The sequence below is a fragment of the Corynebacterium sp. UMB4614 genome (assembly GCF_030217065.1).
Lineage (GTDB): Bacteria > Actinomycetota > Actinomycetes > Mycobacteriales > Mycobacteriaceae > Corynebacterium.
The window spans coordinates 1-15,705 of the sequence record NZ_JASONC010000028.1 but is presented as its reverse complement, the minus strand read 5'-3'; the positions used below and the strand labels follow the sequence as shown (position 1 = coordinate 15,705).

Genomic DNA, 15,705 nt, shown 5'->3' with positions numbered 1-15,705 from the left:
CAACCTCGGCATCCAAAAAGGCTGGATCAAATAACCGCAACACGCCCGGAAAAGACACACTTTTCTTTACTTAACCCCCCGGTGCGCTGACGCGCGCACCGGGGGAAATGAGCCGATGACGGGAATCGAACCCGCGTATTCAGCTTGGGAAGCTGACATTCTACCATTGAATTACATCGGCAAATGTGTCCTGGACACTAGCGATTAAGTATAGGGCACGCGCGGGGGAGCAGCCAAAAGGCCAGGCCGTTAGCGTCGCGTCCGTCGCTGCACGGTGGTCAATGTCGAGTGTCACTCGGTGGCCAATGTCGACTGTCACGCGGTGGCTCAATCCGAGCCCCGCTCAGCGGCATGGGTGGGGTTCGAGGTTGGGTGCTCGGTTAGACTGGGAGACGTGCTTCTTTCAGATCGTGATCTCCGTTCAGAAATCGCCGCCGGTCAGCTCGGCATCGAGCCTTTTGATGCCTCGATGGTGCAGCCCTCCTCTGTGGACGTGCGGCTGGATAGCCTGTTCCGGGTGTTCAATAACTCCCGGTACACCCACATCGACCCGAAGCTGCCGCAGGAGGAGCTCACCACCCTCGTGGAGGTGGAAGGCGAGGAGCCCTTCATCCTGCACCCGGGGGAGTTCGTGCTCGGCGCGACGCTTGAGAAGTTCACGATCCCCAATCACCTGGCCGGCCGCCTGGAGGGCAAGTCCTCGCTGGGGCGCCTGGGGCTGCTGACCCACTCCACCGCGGGCTTCATCGACCCGGGTTTCTCCGGTCACATCACCCTGGAACTGTCCAATACCTCGAACCTGCCGATCGCCCTGTACCCGGGGATGAAGGTCGGTCAGCTGGCGATTTTCAAGCTCTCCAGCCCCGCTGAGAACCCCTATGGTTCGGGTGCGGTGGGCTCGAAGTACCAGGGCCAGCGTGGTCCGACCCCGTCGAAGGCTTATCTGAACTTCCGCAAGTAGCGGCCCCGATCCGGCGTCGCTGACGCGCTGCCCGTCACGCAACCGAATCCGTGCGTATTGTGTGGGGCATGCGGATGACTGTTGTCGGCACCGGCTACTTGGGAGCAACACACGCAGCGTGCATGGCCGAGCTCGGCCATGACGTGCTGGGGGTGGATACCGATCCAGCGAAAGTCGAAAGGCTCAACGCTGGCAAATCCCCGTTCTATGAACCGGGATTAAAGAAACTTTTGAAACGGGGGGTCAGTGCAGGAAAACTGCGCTTCACCACCGACCCGGCGGAAGCCGCCGAGTTCGCGAAGACTCACTTCCTCTGCGTCGGCACCCCGCAACAGGCCGGCGGTGCGGGTGCTGACCTGAGCCAGATCTACGCCGTCGTCGACGCCCTGGCCCCGCTGCTACGCGGCGATCACGTCCTGCTGGGTAAGTCCACCGTCCCCGTCGGAACCACCCCGGTGCTGCAGGAACGGATGGACCGGCTCATCCAGGGCGCGGCGGCGCAGACAGCAGCCAAGAAGGCAGGCAGCAAGAAGGGCTCGAAGGGAAAGAAGAATCCCGCCCCGGCCGCGAGCTGCACCGTCGCGTGGAACCCCGAGTTCCTCCGCGAATCCACCGCAGTGGACGACACCCTGCACCCCGACCGCATCGTCGTCGGGGCGCGGGACGAGGACCGCGAGAAGGTCGAAAAGCTCGTCCGGGAGATCTACGCCGAACCCCTGGCCGAAGGGGCGCTACTGATGATGATGGACCCCGCCACAGCGGAGCTGGTGAAGACGAGCGCGAACTCCTTCCTCGCCACCAAGATCAGCTTCATCAATGCCGTCGCCGATCTCTGCGATGCCTCCGGTGGGGACGTCACGGCGCTCGCCGCTGCCCTGGGAGCTGACCGTCGCATCGGGAAGTCCTTCCTCCACGCTGGTCTCGGATTCGGTGGTGGTTGCCTCCCGAAGGACGTTCGTGCGTTCATGACCACCGCCGAGGAGCTCGGCGCGACCGGGGCCAGCGGTTTGCTGAGCCAGGTGGACGCGATCAACAACTCCCGTCGCGACAAGGTGGAGCACATGGCCCACGAGGTCTTCGGCGGGGACGTCACCGGCCGGAGCATCACCGTGCTGGGTGCAGCCTTTAAACCCCGCAGTGATGATGTGCGCGAGGCACCGGGAGTGGATATCGCGATGCGGCTCTACCAGGCCGGGGCGCACGTGCGCATCTACGACCCGAAGGCGAAGAAGACTGCCCGCCTGGCGGCCCCCGAGCTGCAGCACGCCCCCACGCTGCCCGAGGCTCTGCAGGGCGCGGAGCTGGTGATCGTGGCCACCGAGTGGCCGAAGTTCCGCCGGTTGAAGCCGGCCGAGGCGCTGGCCGCCGTGCAGGTCGGTCCCGCCCCCGGGGCGGGAGTAGCGCCGGGGGAGAAGAAGAAAAAGAAGGCGCCCACCGTCATCGATGGGCGCAATTGCCTGGACCAGCAGGCCTGGGAGGACGCCGGCTGGCGGGTGTTGGCGCTCGGCCGCAGCCGCACGCTCGCCTAGAGCCGCAGCGCGGGGCGGGGCTGTGCTCCGGGGGCTACTGGCGGTAGCTGGCCAGGAAGTTCCCCAGCCGCTCGATGGCGTCCTTGATATCGCGGGCCCACGGCAGCGTGACCATGCGGAAGTGATCCGGGGTCGGCCAGTTGAAGCCCGTGCCCTGCACCAGGTGGATCTTCTCTGCGCGGAGCAGGTCGAACATCAGCTTCTCGTCGTCGTGGATCTCGTGGACGTTCGGGTCCAGCTTCGGGAAGGCGTACAGTGCGCCCATCGGCTTCACGCAGCTCACACCAGGGATTTCGTTGAGCTTCTCCCACGCCATGTTGCGCTGCTCCAGCAGGCGGCCACCTGGCAGCACGAGGTCGTCAATGGACTGGCGGCCGGAGATCGCCACTTGGATGGCGTGCTGGGCCGGAACATTCGGGCACAGTCGCGTCCCGGCGAGCAACGTCAAGCCCTCCAGGAAGCCCTCCGCGTGCCCCTTCGGGCCGGTGATGACCAACCATCCGGAGCGGTAACCAGCGACCCGGTAGGCCTTGGAGAGGCCGTTGAAGGTCAGGCACAGCAGGTCCGGGCACAGGCTCGCGATGTTGATGTGCTCGGCGTCGTCGTAGAGGATCTTGTCGTAGATCTCGTCGGCCAGGATGAGCAGGGAGTGCTCGCGAGCCACGTCCACGATCTGCTGCAGGATCTCCTTGGAGTACACCGCGCCGGTCGGGTTATTCGGGTTGATCACCACGATGGCCTTGGTGCGCTCGGTGACCTTGGAGCGGATGTCCTCGATGGAGGGGTTCCAGTTGTCCTCCTCGTCGCACAGGTAGTGCACCGGTTTACCGCCGGACAGGGACGTCGACGCCGTCCACAGCGGGTAGTCCGGGGACGGGATGAGGACCTCGTCGCCGTCGTCGAGCAGGGCCTGCATCGTCATCGTGATCAGCTCGGACACACCGTTACCCAGGAAGACGTCCTCGACGTCGAACTCCGGGAAGCCCGGGATGACCTCGTAGCGGGCGACGATCGCGCGGCGGGCGGAGATGATGCCCTTGGAGGTGGAGTAACCCTGCGCGTGCGGCAGAGCGGAGATCATGTCGCGCATGATCACATCCGGGGCCTCGAAGCCGAACTCGGCGGGGTTTCCGGTGTTCAGCTTGAGGATCCGGTGGCCGTCGGCGGCCATGCGCTCGGCCTCCGCGTTGACTGGGCCGCGGATCTCGTAGAGAACGTTAGCCAGCTTCGAGGACTGGTTCAGGTGGCGCAATTGGCTGGGGCGTAGGGGCTTACTCATTCTTCAAACCTTGCCAGGGTGGCAAGCGTTTCGCCAGCATTTCGGCTAGTTCCGTCCGCCGTTTCCGGTTTCCGCCCCGCCGTTGTTCCCGCCACCGCGGTGACCGCCGCCGGTGCCGCCGTCGCCGCCCGTGAGTCGGTCGATGACGTCGCCTGGGTTAGGGATGATGCCCTCGTTCCCGCCGTTGTTGCCGGTGCCGGGGTTCGGTTGCGGCTCGGTGTTGCCGTTATTTCCCTGGGCTGGTGGCTTTGGTGTGTTCGAGGAGGGCTTGCGCTTCGAGCTTGGGGCTTTGCTCGTGGTTTCCTTGGAGGGTTCCGGGGTGGTCTCCTCTGGCTCCGGGGCGGGTTCGTAGTAGCCGGGGTCGACATACCCCGGGTCCACGTAGCCACCGTTGGGTGCGCCGGCGTTCGGGTCGCGCTCGTACTTGCTGGTGGTGGTCGCCGCTGGGCGGGACGGGGTGATCGCGCCGGTGGGGGACTCGTTAGCCTCCGCGGTGGTCTTCGCCTTGCCCATGAAGAGGATCCCGAAGGCGATGGCAGCGATCACCGCCACGGTCAGGATGATTGCCATCCAGCCCCAGGTGGGGAGCTTGCCCATGGGGGACTTCATGTCCGAGGCGAGGTTTTCGCGCCAGGGGCGGTCGTCCTCATCCAGTTCCTCGGGGTTCTGGTCGGTGTCCGTGACGTCCTTGTCCGTTGCCTCGGGGGAGTCGCCCGCGACGGGGGAGGCTGCGGTATCGGCGTTCGTGTCCTCGTGGTTGACGGCGGGGCTGTCAGTCTTCGGGTCGGCGTTGACGTCGACGTCGCCCTGCGCGTTGTCCTGAGGGGTGTTTTCCGTGGGGTTGGGCGGTGCCGGGGTGGCGCCGTCGGTCGTGGCCTCGGACATCTCCGCGTCGGTTGCGGGCGTGCTTGACCGTGCGACGTCTCGCTCAGAGTTGCCGGGGGTCGTCATTAGCTCGCCTTCTTACGTGGGGGGAACGGCGGGGGTTAGGACTGAAGTTTATGTTCTTCGATTCAGTGCCGACAATCGTGCAGGTAGGTCGCTTATCGGAGGGCTGGCGAAAAATTCCAAATGTTACTGGTGTTACTCGTGTGACTTCTTTCCTGCTTGATGTAAGATGCGAGAATGCTGAAAAACCTTAAAAATCGCCGTGGGTTCAAGCGTGCCGCCGCCGTGGCTTTCAGCGGGCTGCTGGCGCTGGGCTTGGGCCTGGGGGAACTGCCCACCACACCAAAGGCTGAGGCGCAGCTGCCACCGCTGCCAGCCGTCCCACAGTCTTCCGACTTCCAGCTCCCGCAGGTTCAGCTGCCGAACCTCGGGGACATCCGCCTGCCGAACGGCCAGCGGGTGCAGGACGCCCTCCCGCCGGGCTCCAGCCTGCCGGTCGCGCCAGCACCGGCGCCGAAGGGTCGCCCGAACAACGCGAAGCCAGCGCCGCGCATCGGCAATGGCAAATCCATCAACGTGTACACCAAGTCCACCGGCCGCAACCGCCGGTACATCATGCACGTCCCGACTCACTACAACCCGAGCCGCCCCACCCCGGTGATCTTCGGCTTCGACGGCTGGCGCGATAGCCCGGAGAACTTCCGCCGCTACTCCCGCCTGCACGAGACGGGTGCGGCCCGCGAGGCGATCCGCATTTACCCGGAGTCCATCAACCACGGCTGGGAAGGCGCACCGTACGCCACCGTCCGTGGCGGCGAGGACCTGCGCTTCGTCACCCAGATCATCGACGAGGTTGACCGCACCTACAACGTCGACCGTCGCCGCATCTACGCGACCGGTCACTCCAACGGTGGCGGCATGACCGCCGTCGTCGCGTGCCACCTGCCTCACGTCTTCGCGGGGGTCGCGTCCGTGGGCGGTGCCTACTACAACCCGGTGAACTCCGGCTGCAAGAACCTGCCGATCCCGATCCTCGTGATGCACGGTACCGGCGACACGATGATGCGCTACCACGGCGGCACCCGCCACGGCGGGCGCCCGTACCTGAGCGTCCCGCGCCTGATGAACAGCTACAAGGCCCGCAATGGTTGCGCACCGCAGCCAGCGATCCACAACGTCCCGGGCGGCAAGCGCCACGTCTACCGCTGCGCCCGCGCTGAGACGCAGCTGATCACCAACCCGCAGAACCACACCTGGAACCGCGTTCCGGATGCCAGCCAGGAAGTCTGGAACTTCCTGAAGCGCCAGCGCCTCTAGGTCAGCGACCGGGGGGCGAGCCGGAAGACGCCCGCCTAGGGTGGTGGGCATGACCTTCCGCCTCGACTTCCATCAATCTGCCGAACGCACCGCACCCCTCCTGTTGGGAGGGGTGCTTCGTTCTGGGCAAGTGGCCGTACGCCTCACCGAGGTGGAGGCCTACGTGGGGCGCAATGATCCCGCATCGCACGCCTACAACGGACCCACGCCCCGGTGCGAAACGATGTTCGGCCCACCGCAGCGGCTCTACGTCTACGCCAGCTACGGGATTCACCGCGCCGGGAACCTGGTGTGCCACCCGGAAGGCGAGGCGGGCGGAATCCTGCTGCGCGCTGGTGAGGTGATTGCGGGCAGGGAGCTGGTGCGGCAGCGGCGCGGGGAGAAGCATGCCGAGGAGAACCTGGCCCGCGGCCCCGGAAACCTCGGCCAGGCGTTGGGCTTCGACCTGCACCTCGACGGTTCGCGGGTGATCCAGGTTGACGATGCGCTGGGCGTGGCTGACCCCGAGGAGGGGGTGCTGTACCTGCAGCCGCTGGCGGAGCGGGCGGAGTTTGTCGCTGGGCCGCGTATCGGGATTTCGAAGAATGTGGCCGCCCCGCTGCGCTTCTGGATCCCGGGGGATCGGACGGTCACCTCCCCGCGCGGCCGGCCGCAGCGTTAGTCCAGCGCTTTACCGCTGGGTGGGGCGCTGGGCTGCGAACAAGGTTTCTAGCAGGGGCTGGAGTAGTCCGCGACGCGCTGGAGCTTGCGGGCGTTGCCTTCGCCGCGGTTTTCGGCGGCACACACGCCAGCCAGGTCGTTGCCGTATTTGATGTAGACGGGGTAGACGTAGGCGCCGTCGACGCGGCCACGGAAAGCCGCGCATTGGTCGGGGTAAGTAGCCTCAGCGCCGGGATGGGCCGCGAGGCTCTTGCGGACCAATGGCTTTGGATCCTGGCCCGGGGGCACCACGACGGAATCGACGATCAGCGCGTAGCTACCGTCGCAGGGCGGGTACGGCAGCCAGTCACCGCCCGGCGGGAGGTCGTCCGAGGGCAGCGCGCTGTTGTGCTGGGAGCCGGAGGCGGAATCGTCGCTGGAAGATGACGGAGTGTCATCGCACAGCAGGTGTCCCTGATACATCTTGTTCACCAGCCGCGGCGGCACCTTGTCCTCAACCAGGGTGTCGCGCTCGTAGCACGGGCTGAGGGCTCCGCTAGAGTGGCGGCCATGGTTTTCGTAGGTGCGCCAGGCATCGCCCGTCCAATAGAACAGCTTGGTGTGGTCGGTGCCGGTGTCACCAACGAGGGCCCATGTGCCATCGCAAAAGGAGCTGGTCGGGCGGCGCATTCCGGATCCAGAGATTGCTTCATCGCAGGAGCCCTTGCTCGGGGTGGTGTCCTCTGTGGTGCTGGTCGGTGACTCCGATGTTTCGGTGGTGGGCGTTGCGGTGGCCTCCGTCGATGCAGTGGAGGACGGTGCTTCCTGTGCCGTCGAAGTTTCCTCCGATGAGCTGCGTTGCTTGAGGTACCAGCCACCCCCGCCGACGACCGCGAGGGCGAGGAGCACGATGAGAGTAATGATGACCGGCTTCTTCGAGGAACCTTGTGGTGTTTCAGGGCCGTCGGATCCGCCGGGCGTCGGAGGCGGGTTGGTACCCCAAGAGCTGGTGCCTTGATTGGGGGACGGGCTCGGTTGCTTCCATGGGTTTTCTTCGGCCCAGGGGTTGGAAGGTTCCAATGGTGCTCCTCCATATAGTCATGTGATTACCCGCGGATCACATGTTTCAGGCTTCCTGCTTGCGCCGTAGATATTACATTTTCCGACACTGTGGAGATGGCGAAATGGGAGTTTCGTACCGGGTGTATCCGGCTAGGTCAACCCGAGGAGAGTGGTTGGAAACGGCGGCAGGGGCGTGCAATGTGATGGGGCGCTATTTATCGAAGGGGATTGCTGCGGGGTGCCGTATAAAAAGAACCGCACTTGCTTCGGTAGCAGGTGCGGTTCTTCAGTTCAGAGGCGGTGCCTCTTGGCCCGGCCCTTAGGCGTTAGGAGCGCCTGGGGCGCCCGGTGCGCCCGGGGTGTTGCGGGTCAGCTTGATGACCCCACCCTCGGTGGTCGCGCCACCGGCCGGCTTATCCGCCGCCGGAGTGGCGGGAGCCTCAGCGGCCTTCGGTGCTTCCTCGGCTGGGGTCTCCTCAGCGCCAGCCTCCTCGGCTGGAGCCTCGGCCTGCTCTTCGGCAGGGGCCTGTGGCGCTGCTGGCTCCGCTGGAGCGGCTGGCGCAGCAGCCTGCGGGGCAGCAGCCGGTGCGGCAGGAGCCGCGGGAGCGCCCGGTGCACCCGGAGCGCCCGGGGTGGAGGCAGCGAGCTTAATCACGCCACCCTCTTCGGTTGCGCCCGATGCTGGTGCAGCAGCCTGTGGTGCCTCAGCTGCCGGGGCAGTAGCCTCAGCTGGAGCCTCTGCCTGCTCGCTCTGCTCGGCTGCCGGTGCGGCCGGAGCCTCAGCTGGTTCAGCCGCTGGAGCTGCTGCAGGGGCAGCTGCCGGCGCAGCCGGTGCACCCGGAGCTCCTGGTGCGCCCGGAGTGGTGCTGCCCAGCTTGATAGCGCCGGACTCGGTCTTCTCCGCAGCCGGTGCTGCTGCTGGCTTCTCAGCTGCAGCGGAGCCCTCGCTTGCCGGAGCTGCTGGAGCAGCCGGAGCCGCTGGAGCGGAGGCACCCGGGGCTGCCGGTGCGCCTGGAGCACCCGGAGCGGCAGGAGCCTTTGGCGCAGCTGGGGCGGAAGCGCCCGGAGCCGCCGGAGCACCCGGGGCGCCTGGAGCACCAGGAGCGCCCGGTGCAGCAGGAGCTGCTGGGGCCGACGGGGCACCTGCAGACGGTGCAGCAGGAGCGGCTGGGGCACCTGGAGCTGCCGGAGCACCCGGAGCAGCAGGAGCCTTCGGTGCAGCCGGGGCGGAAGCGCCCGGTGCCGCTGGGGCACCCGGAGCTGCTGGAGCGCCTGCAGACGGCGCCGCCGGAGCACCCGGTGCCGCCGGAGCACCTGGCGCCGCTGGGGCAGCCGGGGCGCCCGCAGCAGGAGCTGCTGGGGCACCTGGTGCGGCCGGAGCAGCAGGAGCACCTGGAGCAGCCGGAGCGCCACCAGGCGCGCCCGGAGCGGCGGCAGCGGCACCTGCGGCGCCAGCTGCTGCGGCACCACCGGCGGCAGCGGCAGCCTCCTTCTTCTTGTCCTCGGCAGCCTTGGCCTCCGCCTTGCGCTTCTTCTCCTCTTCAGCGCGGCGCTTCTCTTCCTCAGCGGCCTTACGCTCGGCCTCCTCGCGGGCCAGCTTCTCCTCGTCGACCCAGCCACGCTCAGGGGCGGCCAGGAACTCAGGGGAGCGTGGTGCCGGCAGCTCGCCGTCGACCAGGATGGACTCGCGGAACATCTGGGCGATGTCCAGAACCTGGGTGCGCTCGCTCTTGTCCTCGATGTCTGCCTGACGGTTGTTCACACCGTCGTTGATCATCGTCTTACAGAACGGGCAACCAATCGCGATGGCGTCCGCGCCGGTGGCCAGCGCCTCGTCCGTGCGGTTCAGGTTGATGCGGGAACCGAGGTCCTCTTCCATCCACATGCGGGCACCACCGGCACCACAGCAGAAGCCGGTGTTGCGGTTGCGTGGCATCTCGGTGAGCTCAGCACCGGAGGCGCCGATCAGCTCACGCGGGGCGTCGAAGACCTTGTTGTGACGGCCCAGGAAGCACGGGTCGTGGTAGGTCACGGTACGGCTGGAGTTCGGCGTGTTCACCGGCTCCAGGTAGCCCTTCTGGACCAGCTTGTTCAGCAGCTGGGTGTGGTGGATGACCTCGTAGTTACCGCCCATCTCCGGGTACTCATTGCGCAGGGAGTTGAAGCAGTGAGCACAGGTAACAACGATCTTGCGCTGCTTCGGCGGCACGCCCTCGAAGGCGTTGTCCAGGATCTCGATGTTCTGCTCAGCCAGCATCTGGAAGAGGAATTCGTTACCGGCGCGGCGGGCGGAGTCACCCGTGCAGCCCTCGTTCTCACCCAGGACGGCGAACTTCACACCAGCGGTGTACAGCAGCTCCGCGACCGCGCGGGTCGTCTTGGTGGCGTTGTCGTCGTAGACACCGGCGCAACCGACCCAGAACAGGTACTCGGTGTCGTCGAAGTTCTCGATGTCCTCGCCGAAGACCGGCACGTCGATGCCGTCGGCCTTTGCCTTCTCGATCCAGTCGGAACGCTGGCTGTTGTTCTGGCCCCAAGGGTTGCCCTTGGTCTCCATGTTCTTGAACAGGCCACCCAGCTCGGTCGGGAACTCGGACTCAGCCAGCACCTTGTAGCGGCGCATGTCGACGATGTGGTCGATGTGCTCGATGTCCACCGGGCACTGCTCGACACAGGCACCACAGTTGGTGCAGGACCACAGGACGTCCGGGTCGATAACACCCATCTCGCCCTCGGCGACCAGCTGCAGCAGCGGCATGTCGGCGTGCGCTTCGGCTGCCGGGTCCACCTCGGTGGCGTCGCCGGTGAACAGGCCGCCACCGGCAGGGGCAGAGGCCTTCTCCAGCAGGTACGGGGCAGAGGAGACCGCGTGGTCACGCAGGTCCATGATGAGCTTCTTCGGGCTCAGCGGCTTCTCCGTGTTCCACGCCGGGCACTGCTCCTGGCAGCGGCCACACTCGGTACAGGAGGTGAAGTCCATCCAGCCCTTCCAGGTGAAGTCCTCGATGGAGCCCGCGCCGATGTTATCCGTGTCCGGATCGGCGTTTTCCATGGTCAGGATGCGACCCTGGGAAGTCATTGGCTTCGCCGCGCCGAGCGCGTTACGGCCGTCGGAGTTGCGCTTCAGGAAGATGTTGAAGAACGCCATGAAGCGGTGCCATGCGACACCCCAGGTGATGTTCTGGCCAACGATGAACAGCCAGACCATGCCGGAGAGCAGCTTGATCAGCGCGAAGATGGAGACCATCAGCGGGGACTCCGGCAGGATCTTCGCGATCTGCATCGTCAGGAAGTCGGTGGCGGCGTGGCCGCCCTCGTAGCTGGCGAAGGTGGCGATCTTGCCGGCCTTCACGAACATCATGCCCAGGCCCTCAAGCAGGACCACGATCTCGACGAAGTACGCGGCCTTGGCGTTGGAGCCGTAGAAGCGGGCCTTGCGCTCCTTATCGCCGATGTTCTGGCGGATGATGATCAGGGCGATGATGCCCAGCGTGGTGCCGATACCCAGGATCTCGTCAACGAAGTGGTAGACGGCCCAGTTGCCGATGATCGGCCAGCCACCCTCCGGGTTGAAAGTCTGAATGTAGGCCTCGAACCAGACCAGTGAGCCCAGGAGGAAGCCCACCATGACGAACCAGTGGGCGATCGCAACCCCAGGCTTCTTGGCCATCTTCGTGTGGCCCAGGATTTCCTTGATCAGGTTGCCGAGGCGGGCGCCGGGGTTATCCGTGCGCTTCAGCGCCGGCTGGCCCAGGCGGATCGTCTTGAAGATCTGCAGGGCACCGCGGATGAAGAAAATCCAGGCTGGGATGGAGAGCAGCGCGCCAATGATCCCCAGGGGGACCGTGACATTCCACGGAATGTCAGTGCTTGTCGCCTGCCCTGCTGCAAGCAGGTACATGGAGTACTCCTTTATAAGCCAGTCTCGGATGAGCTGGATACCTATAATTCCGTTACTTCATGGGTACGTTAGCAGCTTAACCGCAGGTATATACACTTTTTCGGCCTCGCCCCGGGGGCGAAATAAGCAATAGAAATGTTGCTTAAATTGTGTGCTGGCTCACGAATTGGCGCTCTACCACTAGTGATGCGGAACACAGCGCCATCGGGGTCGCGCTTTAGTTCCCCTGCCCCTGTGCGATGCGGATCATCTGACGGCGGTCGCGGCGCCCCTCGCTGGTCCGGTGCAGGTGGTACATGTAGACGGTTCCTTCGACGCGTGTGACCTCCACCGCCACCTCCGCGTTCTTTAGGTCCTTCTCGAGTCGCCGCGCATCCCGCATCGGCTGGCTGTGCCCACCGACGAAGACGTGGAAGGCGGAACCCGCCCACTGGCGCCACTCCTGGCGTTCCATGACGCCGGGGTTGACCTTCGTGTTATTCAGCTGGCCGCCGGCCCAGCGGTGGGAGACCTCCTTTAAGTAGGACGCCACCCTTCCCGTGTGTTCCTGCTGCCAGCCGCTCGCGACGAGGTCGTACCAGGGGTCGACGAGGATGACGTTGGCGGGGCTGGCGTCCGGTAGGAATGCCAGCAGGCTGCCGAGGGCGAGCGCTGCTCCGGAGCCATCGGCGATGACCGTGATGTTCTCCGCCCCGTGTTCCTTCAGGAGATCCTGGTAGGCCCGGCGTACCAACGGCACGGCTTCCCGGGCGGTGTAGTCCGGCAGTCGGCCGGAGAGGGGGATGTCGACGCGTAGGCCTGCGTCCACCAGGTCGGTGACGAAGCGCCAGGCGGCGGTGGGCATGTAGTCGGAGAAGTCGCCGCCCGGAATGTAGAGGACGGCGCGCTTGGCGGTCTGCCGGGGCGTGAGCTCGTCGAGGGCTGGCGCGTTCGGGTCATACTCCTGCGCCTCGGCGGACTGAGAGTCTCCGAAGATCATCTGGGTGATGGAGTAAATGGGAAAGCCTGAGTGCCAGTGCTCGAAGACGGCATAGTGCTGGCGCACCTCGTGGGGTGGATCCGGCACGATGGCAGTCTTCCGGACAATGCCGGTTTGCTTCTTGGCGCGCTGAACGCGCGGGTCCGGAAAGAGTGCGGCGATGTGCATCGACAGGCTCATGGCTGTTTAGCCTAGTCTGCGCTGCGGAAATCGTGGAAGCTGAGCGCATTGCACTCAATTTGGCTTGACCGGGAATGAAATCTCTGGATACTTGGTTACAGAAGTTGAGGCGCTGGCACTCATGCAGGGCCTCCGAGGCTGCCGAAGGGTTCAAAGCAACTCAAAATCGCCGATTTTCGGAGAAATTTAAAATATTTTCCGAACGCCGGGAATAAAACTTGAGTCTAGGACGCTAAGGCTTAGTGAGAGGCTCGCAAGGGCCAGCACATAAAACCCACAACAAAAAGGAGAAAAGACAATGGGACGCGCAGTAGGTATTGACCTGGGAACCACGAACTCTGTGGTGTCGGTGCTCGAGGGCGGCGAGGCAACCGTTATCGCCAACTCCGAGGGCGCACGCACCACGCCTTCCGTCGTAGCCTTCGCTAAGAACGGCGAGGTTCTGGTCGGTCAGTCCGCAAAGAACCAGGCGGTCACCAACGTTGACCGCACCATCAGCTCCGTCAAGCGCCACATCGGCGATGACAGCTGGAACGTCGAAATCGACGACAAGAAGTACACCGCACAGGAGATCTCCGCACGCACGCTGATGAAGCTGAAGCGCGACGCCGAGTCCTACCTGGGCGAGGATGTCACCGACGCGGTCATCACCGTGCCGGCTTACTTCAACGACTCCCAGCGCCAGGCAACCAAGGACGCCGGCCAGATCGCAGGCCTGAACGTCCTGCGCATCGTCAACGAGCCGACCGCCGCAGCGCTGGCATACGGCCTGGAGAAGGGCGACAAGGAACAGACCATCCTGGTCTTCGACCTCGGTGGCGGTACCTTCGACGTCTCCCTCCTGGAGATCGGCGACGGTGTCGTCGAGGTCCGTGCAACCTCCGGTGACAACAAGCTCGGCGGTGACGACTGGGATCAGGCGATCGTCGACTGGTTGGTCGAGAAGTTCAAGTCCGCCAACGGCATCGACCTGACCAAGGACAAGATGGCCCTGCAGCGCCTCCGTGAGGCCGCTGAGAAGGCGAAGATCGAGCTCTCCAGCTCCCAGCAGGCAAGCATCAACCTGCCGTACATCACCGTCGACGGCGACAAGAACCCGCTGTTCCTGGACGAGACGCTGACCCGCACCGAGTTCCAGCGCATCACCCAGGACCTGCTGGACCGCACCAAGAAGCCTTTCCAGGCCGTCCTCAAGGACGCTGACGTCGATATCAACGAGATCGAGCACGTCGTCCTGGTCGGTGGTTCCACCCGCATGCCAGCCGTGACCGACCTGGTCAAGGAGCTGACTGGCGGCAAGGAGCCGAACAAGGGCGTGAACCCGGACGAGGTCGTCGCTGTCGGCGCGGCCCTGCAGGCTGGTGTTCTGCGCGGCGAGGTTAAGGACGTCCTCCTGCTCGACGTCACCCCGCTGTCCCTCGGTATCGAGACCAAGGGTGGCGTGATGACCAAGCTCATCGAGCGCAACACCACCATCCCGACGAAGCGTTCCGAGACCTTCACCACGGCTGAGGACAACCAGCCTTCCGTGCAGATCCAGGTCTTCCAGGGTGAGCGCGAGATGGCGCAGCACAACAAGCTGCTCGGTTCCTTCGAGCTCGGCGGCATCGCTCCGGCACCGCGCGGTGTCCCGCAGATCGAGGTGACCTTCGATATCGACGCCAACGGCATCGTGCACGTCACCGCGAAGGACAAGGGCACCGGCAAGGAGAACACGATCAAGATCCAGGATGGCTCCGGCCTCTCCCAGGACGAGATCGACCAGATGATCAAGGACGCCGAGGCTCACGCTGAAGAGGACAAGAAGCGCCGCGAGGAGCAGGAGGTCCGCAACTCCGCAGAGTCCACCGTCTACCAGACCCGCAAGTTCGTCGAGGACAACAAGGACAAGGTCTCCGAGGACATCCAGAACAAGGTCGAGGAGGCAGCCAAGGCTGTCGACGAGGCCCTGAAGGGTGATGACATCGAGGCCATCAAGGACGCCATGGAGAAGCTCTCCGCGGAGTCCCAGGAGATGGGTAAGGCCATCTACGAGTCCGAGGCAGCCCAGGCCGGCGAGGCAGGCGACGCTGAGGACGCAGGCTCCGAGGATCCGAACGTCGTCGACGCTGAGGTTGTCGACGAGGACGACAGCGAGGATGAGAAGAAGTAATGACGAACGCACACACCTCCGGCGAGATGCCGGATAACCCAGGTGATCCGGCGGTCACTGACCCAGAGGCGGATGCGGCCGTCGACAATGCCGGCGAGGCGCCGGGCGAGTCCCCCGAAGCGGCCGCGAAGGCCCAGGAGGACGCCCAGCGCGACGCCGCCGAGGCAGCAGCCGACGACGCTGCGGCCGACCTGGCCGACGGCGACGACACGGTTGACCCTTCGGTGGACCCGGAGGCGGCGGCTAGCCCGGCTGAGGCCGAGTTGGCAGAGCGCACCGAGGACCTGAAGCGGGTCACCGCCGAGTACGCCAACTACCGTCGCCGCGCTGAGCGCGACCGGGTGGCAGCAGTGGAGGCAGCCAAGGCCAGCCTGGCCACGGACCTCCTGCCGATCCTGGACGACCTGGATCTGGCCGCTGAGCATGGCGACCTGACCGGGCCTCTCAAGGCGATGTCCGACAAGCTGAACACGGTTCTGCGCGGGGCCAAGGTTGAGGTCTTCGGCGCCGAGGGCGATGCCTTCGACCCGGAGCTTCACGAGGCCGTGCAGGACATGTCCTCTGGCGACGAGAAGGCGGTCGGCACCGTGCTCCGCAAGGGCTACCGCATGGGGGAGCGCGTGCTCCGCCACGCGATGGTCGTCATCGCGGATCCGCAGTAGCGGCGCAAAGTAGCGCCGAACCGGGCAGGTCGGCGCACCGGCCAGCGGAGCTGGCTCTGGGGCTTAGTCCCGGGGCGACGGCGGGTTAAGTAGCAAAAAGTGTGTCTGATTTTCAGCCTATCTGCTGGTCAGGCCGCATAAAACGGGCTTAAATAA

11 protein-coding genes and 1 tRNA gene are annotated in these 15,705 nt (G+C 65.2%); 6 read left to right on the top strand and 6 right to left on the bottom strand.

Annotated features, from left to right (window positions below; translation table 11 throughout):
• Positions 1-110: 110 nt before the first annotated feature.
• Positions 111-181 (bottom strand) — tRNA-Gly (locus QP413_RS09255).
• 213 nt (positions 182-394) lie between these two features.
• Between QP413_RS09255 and dcd the strand changes: the two genes are divergently transcribed.
• Both dcd and QP413_RS09245 read left to right on the top strand, forming a co-directional pair.
• Entirely contained in the window at positions 395-961 is a 567-nt protein-coding gene (gene dcd / locus QP413_RS09250) for a dCTP deaminase (RefSeq protein WP_043951940.1), read from the top strand.
• 74 nt (positions 962-1,035) lie between these two features.
• Positions 1,036-2,490, top strand: a complete 1,455-nt coding sequence (locus QP413_RS09245) for a UDP-glucose/GDP-mannose dehydrogenase family protein (protein WP_284781528.1) — start codon at positions 1,036-1,038, stop codon at positions 2,488-2,490.
• Positions 2,491-2,524: 34 nt separating this feature from the next.
• On the opposite strand, the gene QP413_RS09240 is transcribed toward QP413_RS09245, so the two are convergent.
• Positions 2,525-3,769 (bottom strand): pyridoxal phosphate-dependent aminotransferase, encoded by a 1,245-nt coding sequence (locus QP413_RS09240; protein WP_284781527.1) that lies wholly within the window; start codon positions 3,767-3,769, stop codon positions 2,525-2,527.
• A 45-nt stretch (positions 3,770-3,814) separates the two neighbouring features.
• Positions 3,815-4,720: a hypothetical protein gene (locus QP413_RS09235; protein ID WP_284781526.1), complete on the bottom strand. Its 906-nt coding sequence runs from the start codon at positions 4,718-4,720 to the stop codon at positions 3,815-3,817.
• 174 nt (positions 4,721-4,894) lie between these two features.
• Between QP413_RS09235 and QP413_RS09230 the strand changes: the two genes are divergently transcribed.
• Together QP413_RS09230 and QP413_RS09225 are read left to right on the top strand one after the other, a co-directional pair.
• The gene (locus QP413_RS09230) at positions 4,895-5,974 is read left to right on the top strand and encodes a PHB depolymerase family esterase (protein WP_284781525.1); all 1,080 of its coding nucleotides are present in this window, start codon (positions 4,895-4,897) and stop codon (positions 5,972-5,974) included.
• Positions 5,975-6,023: 49 nt separating this feature from the next.
• Positions 6,024-6,635: a DNA-3-methyladenine glycosylase gene (locus QP413_RS09225; protein WP_284781524.1), complete on the top strand. Its 612-nt coding sequence runs from the start codon at positions 6,024-6,026 to the stop codon at positions 6,633-6,635.
• 47 nt (positions 6,636-6,682) lie between these two features.
• Here the strand turns inward: QP413_RS09225 and QP413_RS09220 are convergent, their stop codons facing one another.
• The 3 genes from QP413_RS09220 to QP413_RS09210 form a co-directional block, all read right to left on the bottom strand.
• Positions 6,683-7,693, bottom strand: a complete 1,011-nt coding sequence (locus QP413_RS09220; RefSeq protein ID WP_284781523.1) for a hypothetical protein — start codon at positions 7,691-7,693, stop codon at positions 6,683-6,685.
• Positions 7,694-7,994: 301 nt separating this feature from the next.
• Complete coding sequence (locus QP413_RS09215) at positions 7,995-11,576, bottom strand: (Fe-S)-binding protein (protein WP_284781522.1); 3,582 nt, start codon at positions 11,574-11,576, stop codon at positions 7,995-7,997.
• A 217-nt stretch (positions 11,577-11,793) separates the two neighbouring features.
• Positions 11,794-12,735: an alpha/beta hydrolase fold domain-containing protein gene (locus QP413_RS09210; protein ID WP_284781521.1), complete on the bottom strand. Its 942-nt coding sequence runs from the start codon at positions 12,733-12,735 to the stop codon at positions 11,794-11,796.
• A gap of 298 nt (positions 12,736-13,033) precedes the next feature.
• Between QP413_RS09210 and dnaK the strand changes: the two genes are divergently transcribed.
• On the top strand, positions 13,034-14,887 hold the full coding sequence (gene dnaK / locus QP413_RS09205; RefSeq protein ID WP_284781520.1) for a molecular chaperone DnaK: 1,854 nt from the start codon (positions 13,034-13,036) through the stop codon (positions 14,885-14,887).
• Positions 14,887-15,549, top strand: coding sequence for a nucleotide exchange factor GrpE (gene grpE / locus QP413_RS09200; protein WP_070759832.1), 663 nt, complete (start codon positions 14,887-14,889; stop codon positions 15,547-15,549). Before dnaK ends, grpE begins: the two co-directional genes overlap by 1 nt.
• Positions 15,550-15,705 lie beyond the last annotated feature (156 nt).

Coding starts and splice junctions, on each gene's coding strand:
- QP413_RS09245 (WP_284781528.1), top strand. CDS start 1,036: ATGACTGTTGTCGGCACCGGCTACTTGGGAGCAACACACGCAGCGTGC.
- QP413_RS09240 (WP_284781527.1), bottom strand. CDS start 3,769: ATGAGTAAGCCCCTACGCCCCAGCCAATTGCGCCACCTGAACCAGTCC.
- QP413_RS09235 (WP_284781526.1), bottom strand. CDS start 4,720: ATGACGACCCCCGGCAACTCTGAGCGAGACGTCGCACGGTCAAGCACG.
- QP413_RS09230 (WP_284781525.1), top strand. CDS start 4,895: ATGCTGAAAAACCTTAAAAATCGCCGTGGGTTCAAGCGTGCCGCCGCC.
- QP413_RS09225 (WP_284781524.1), top strand. CDS start 6,024: ATGACCTTCCGCCTCGACTTCCATCAATCTGCCGAACGCACCGCACCC.
- QP413_RS09215 (WP_284781522.1), bottom strand. CDS start 11,576: ATGTACCTGCTTGCAGCAGGGCAGGCGACAAGCACTGACATTCCGTGG.
- QP413_RS09210 (WP_284781521.1), bottom strand. CDS start 12,735: ATGAGCCTGTCGATGCACATCGCCGCACTCTTTCCGGACCCGCGCGTT.
- dnaK (WP_284781520.1), top strand. CDS start 13,034: ATGGGACGCGCAGTAGGTATTGACCTGGGAACCACGAACTCTGTGGTG.
- grpE (WP_070759832.1), top strand. CDS start 14,887: ATGACGAACGCACACACCTCCGGCGAGATGCCGGATAACCCAGGTGAT.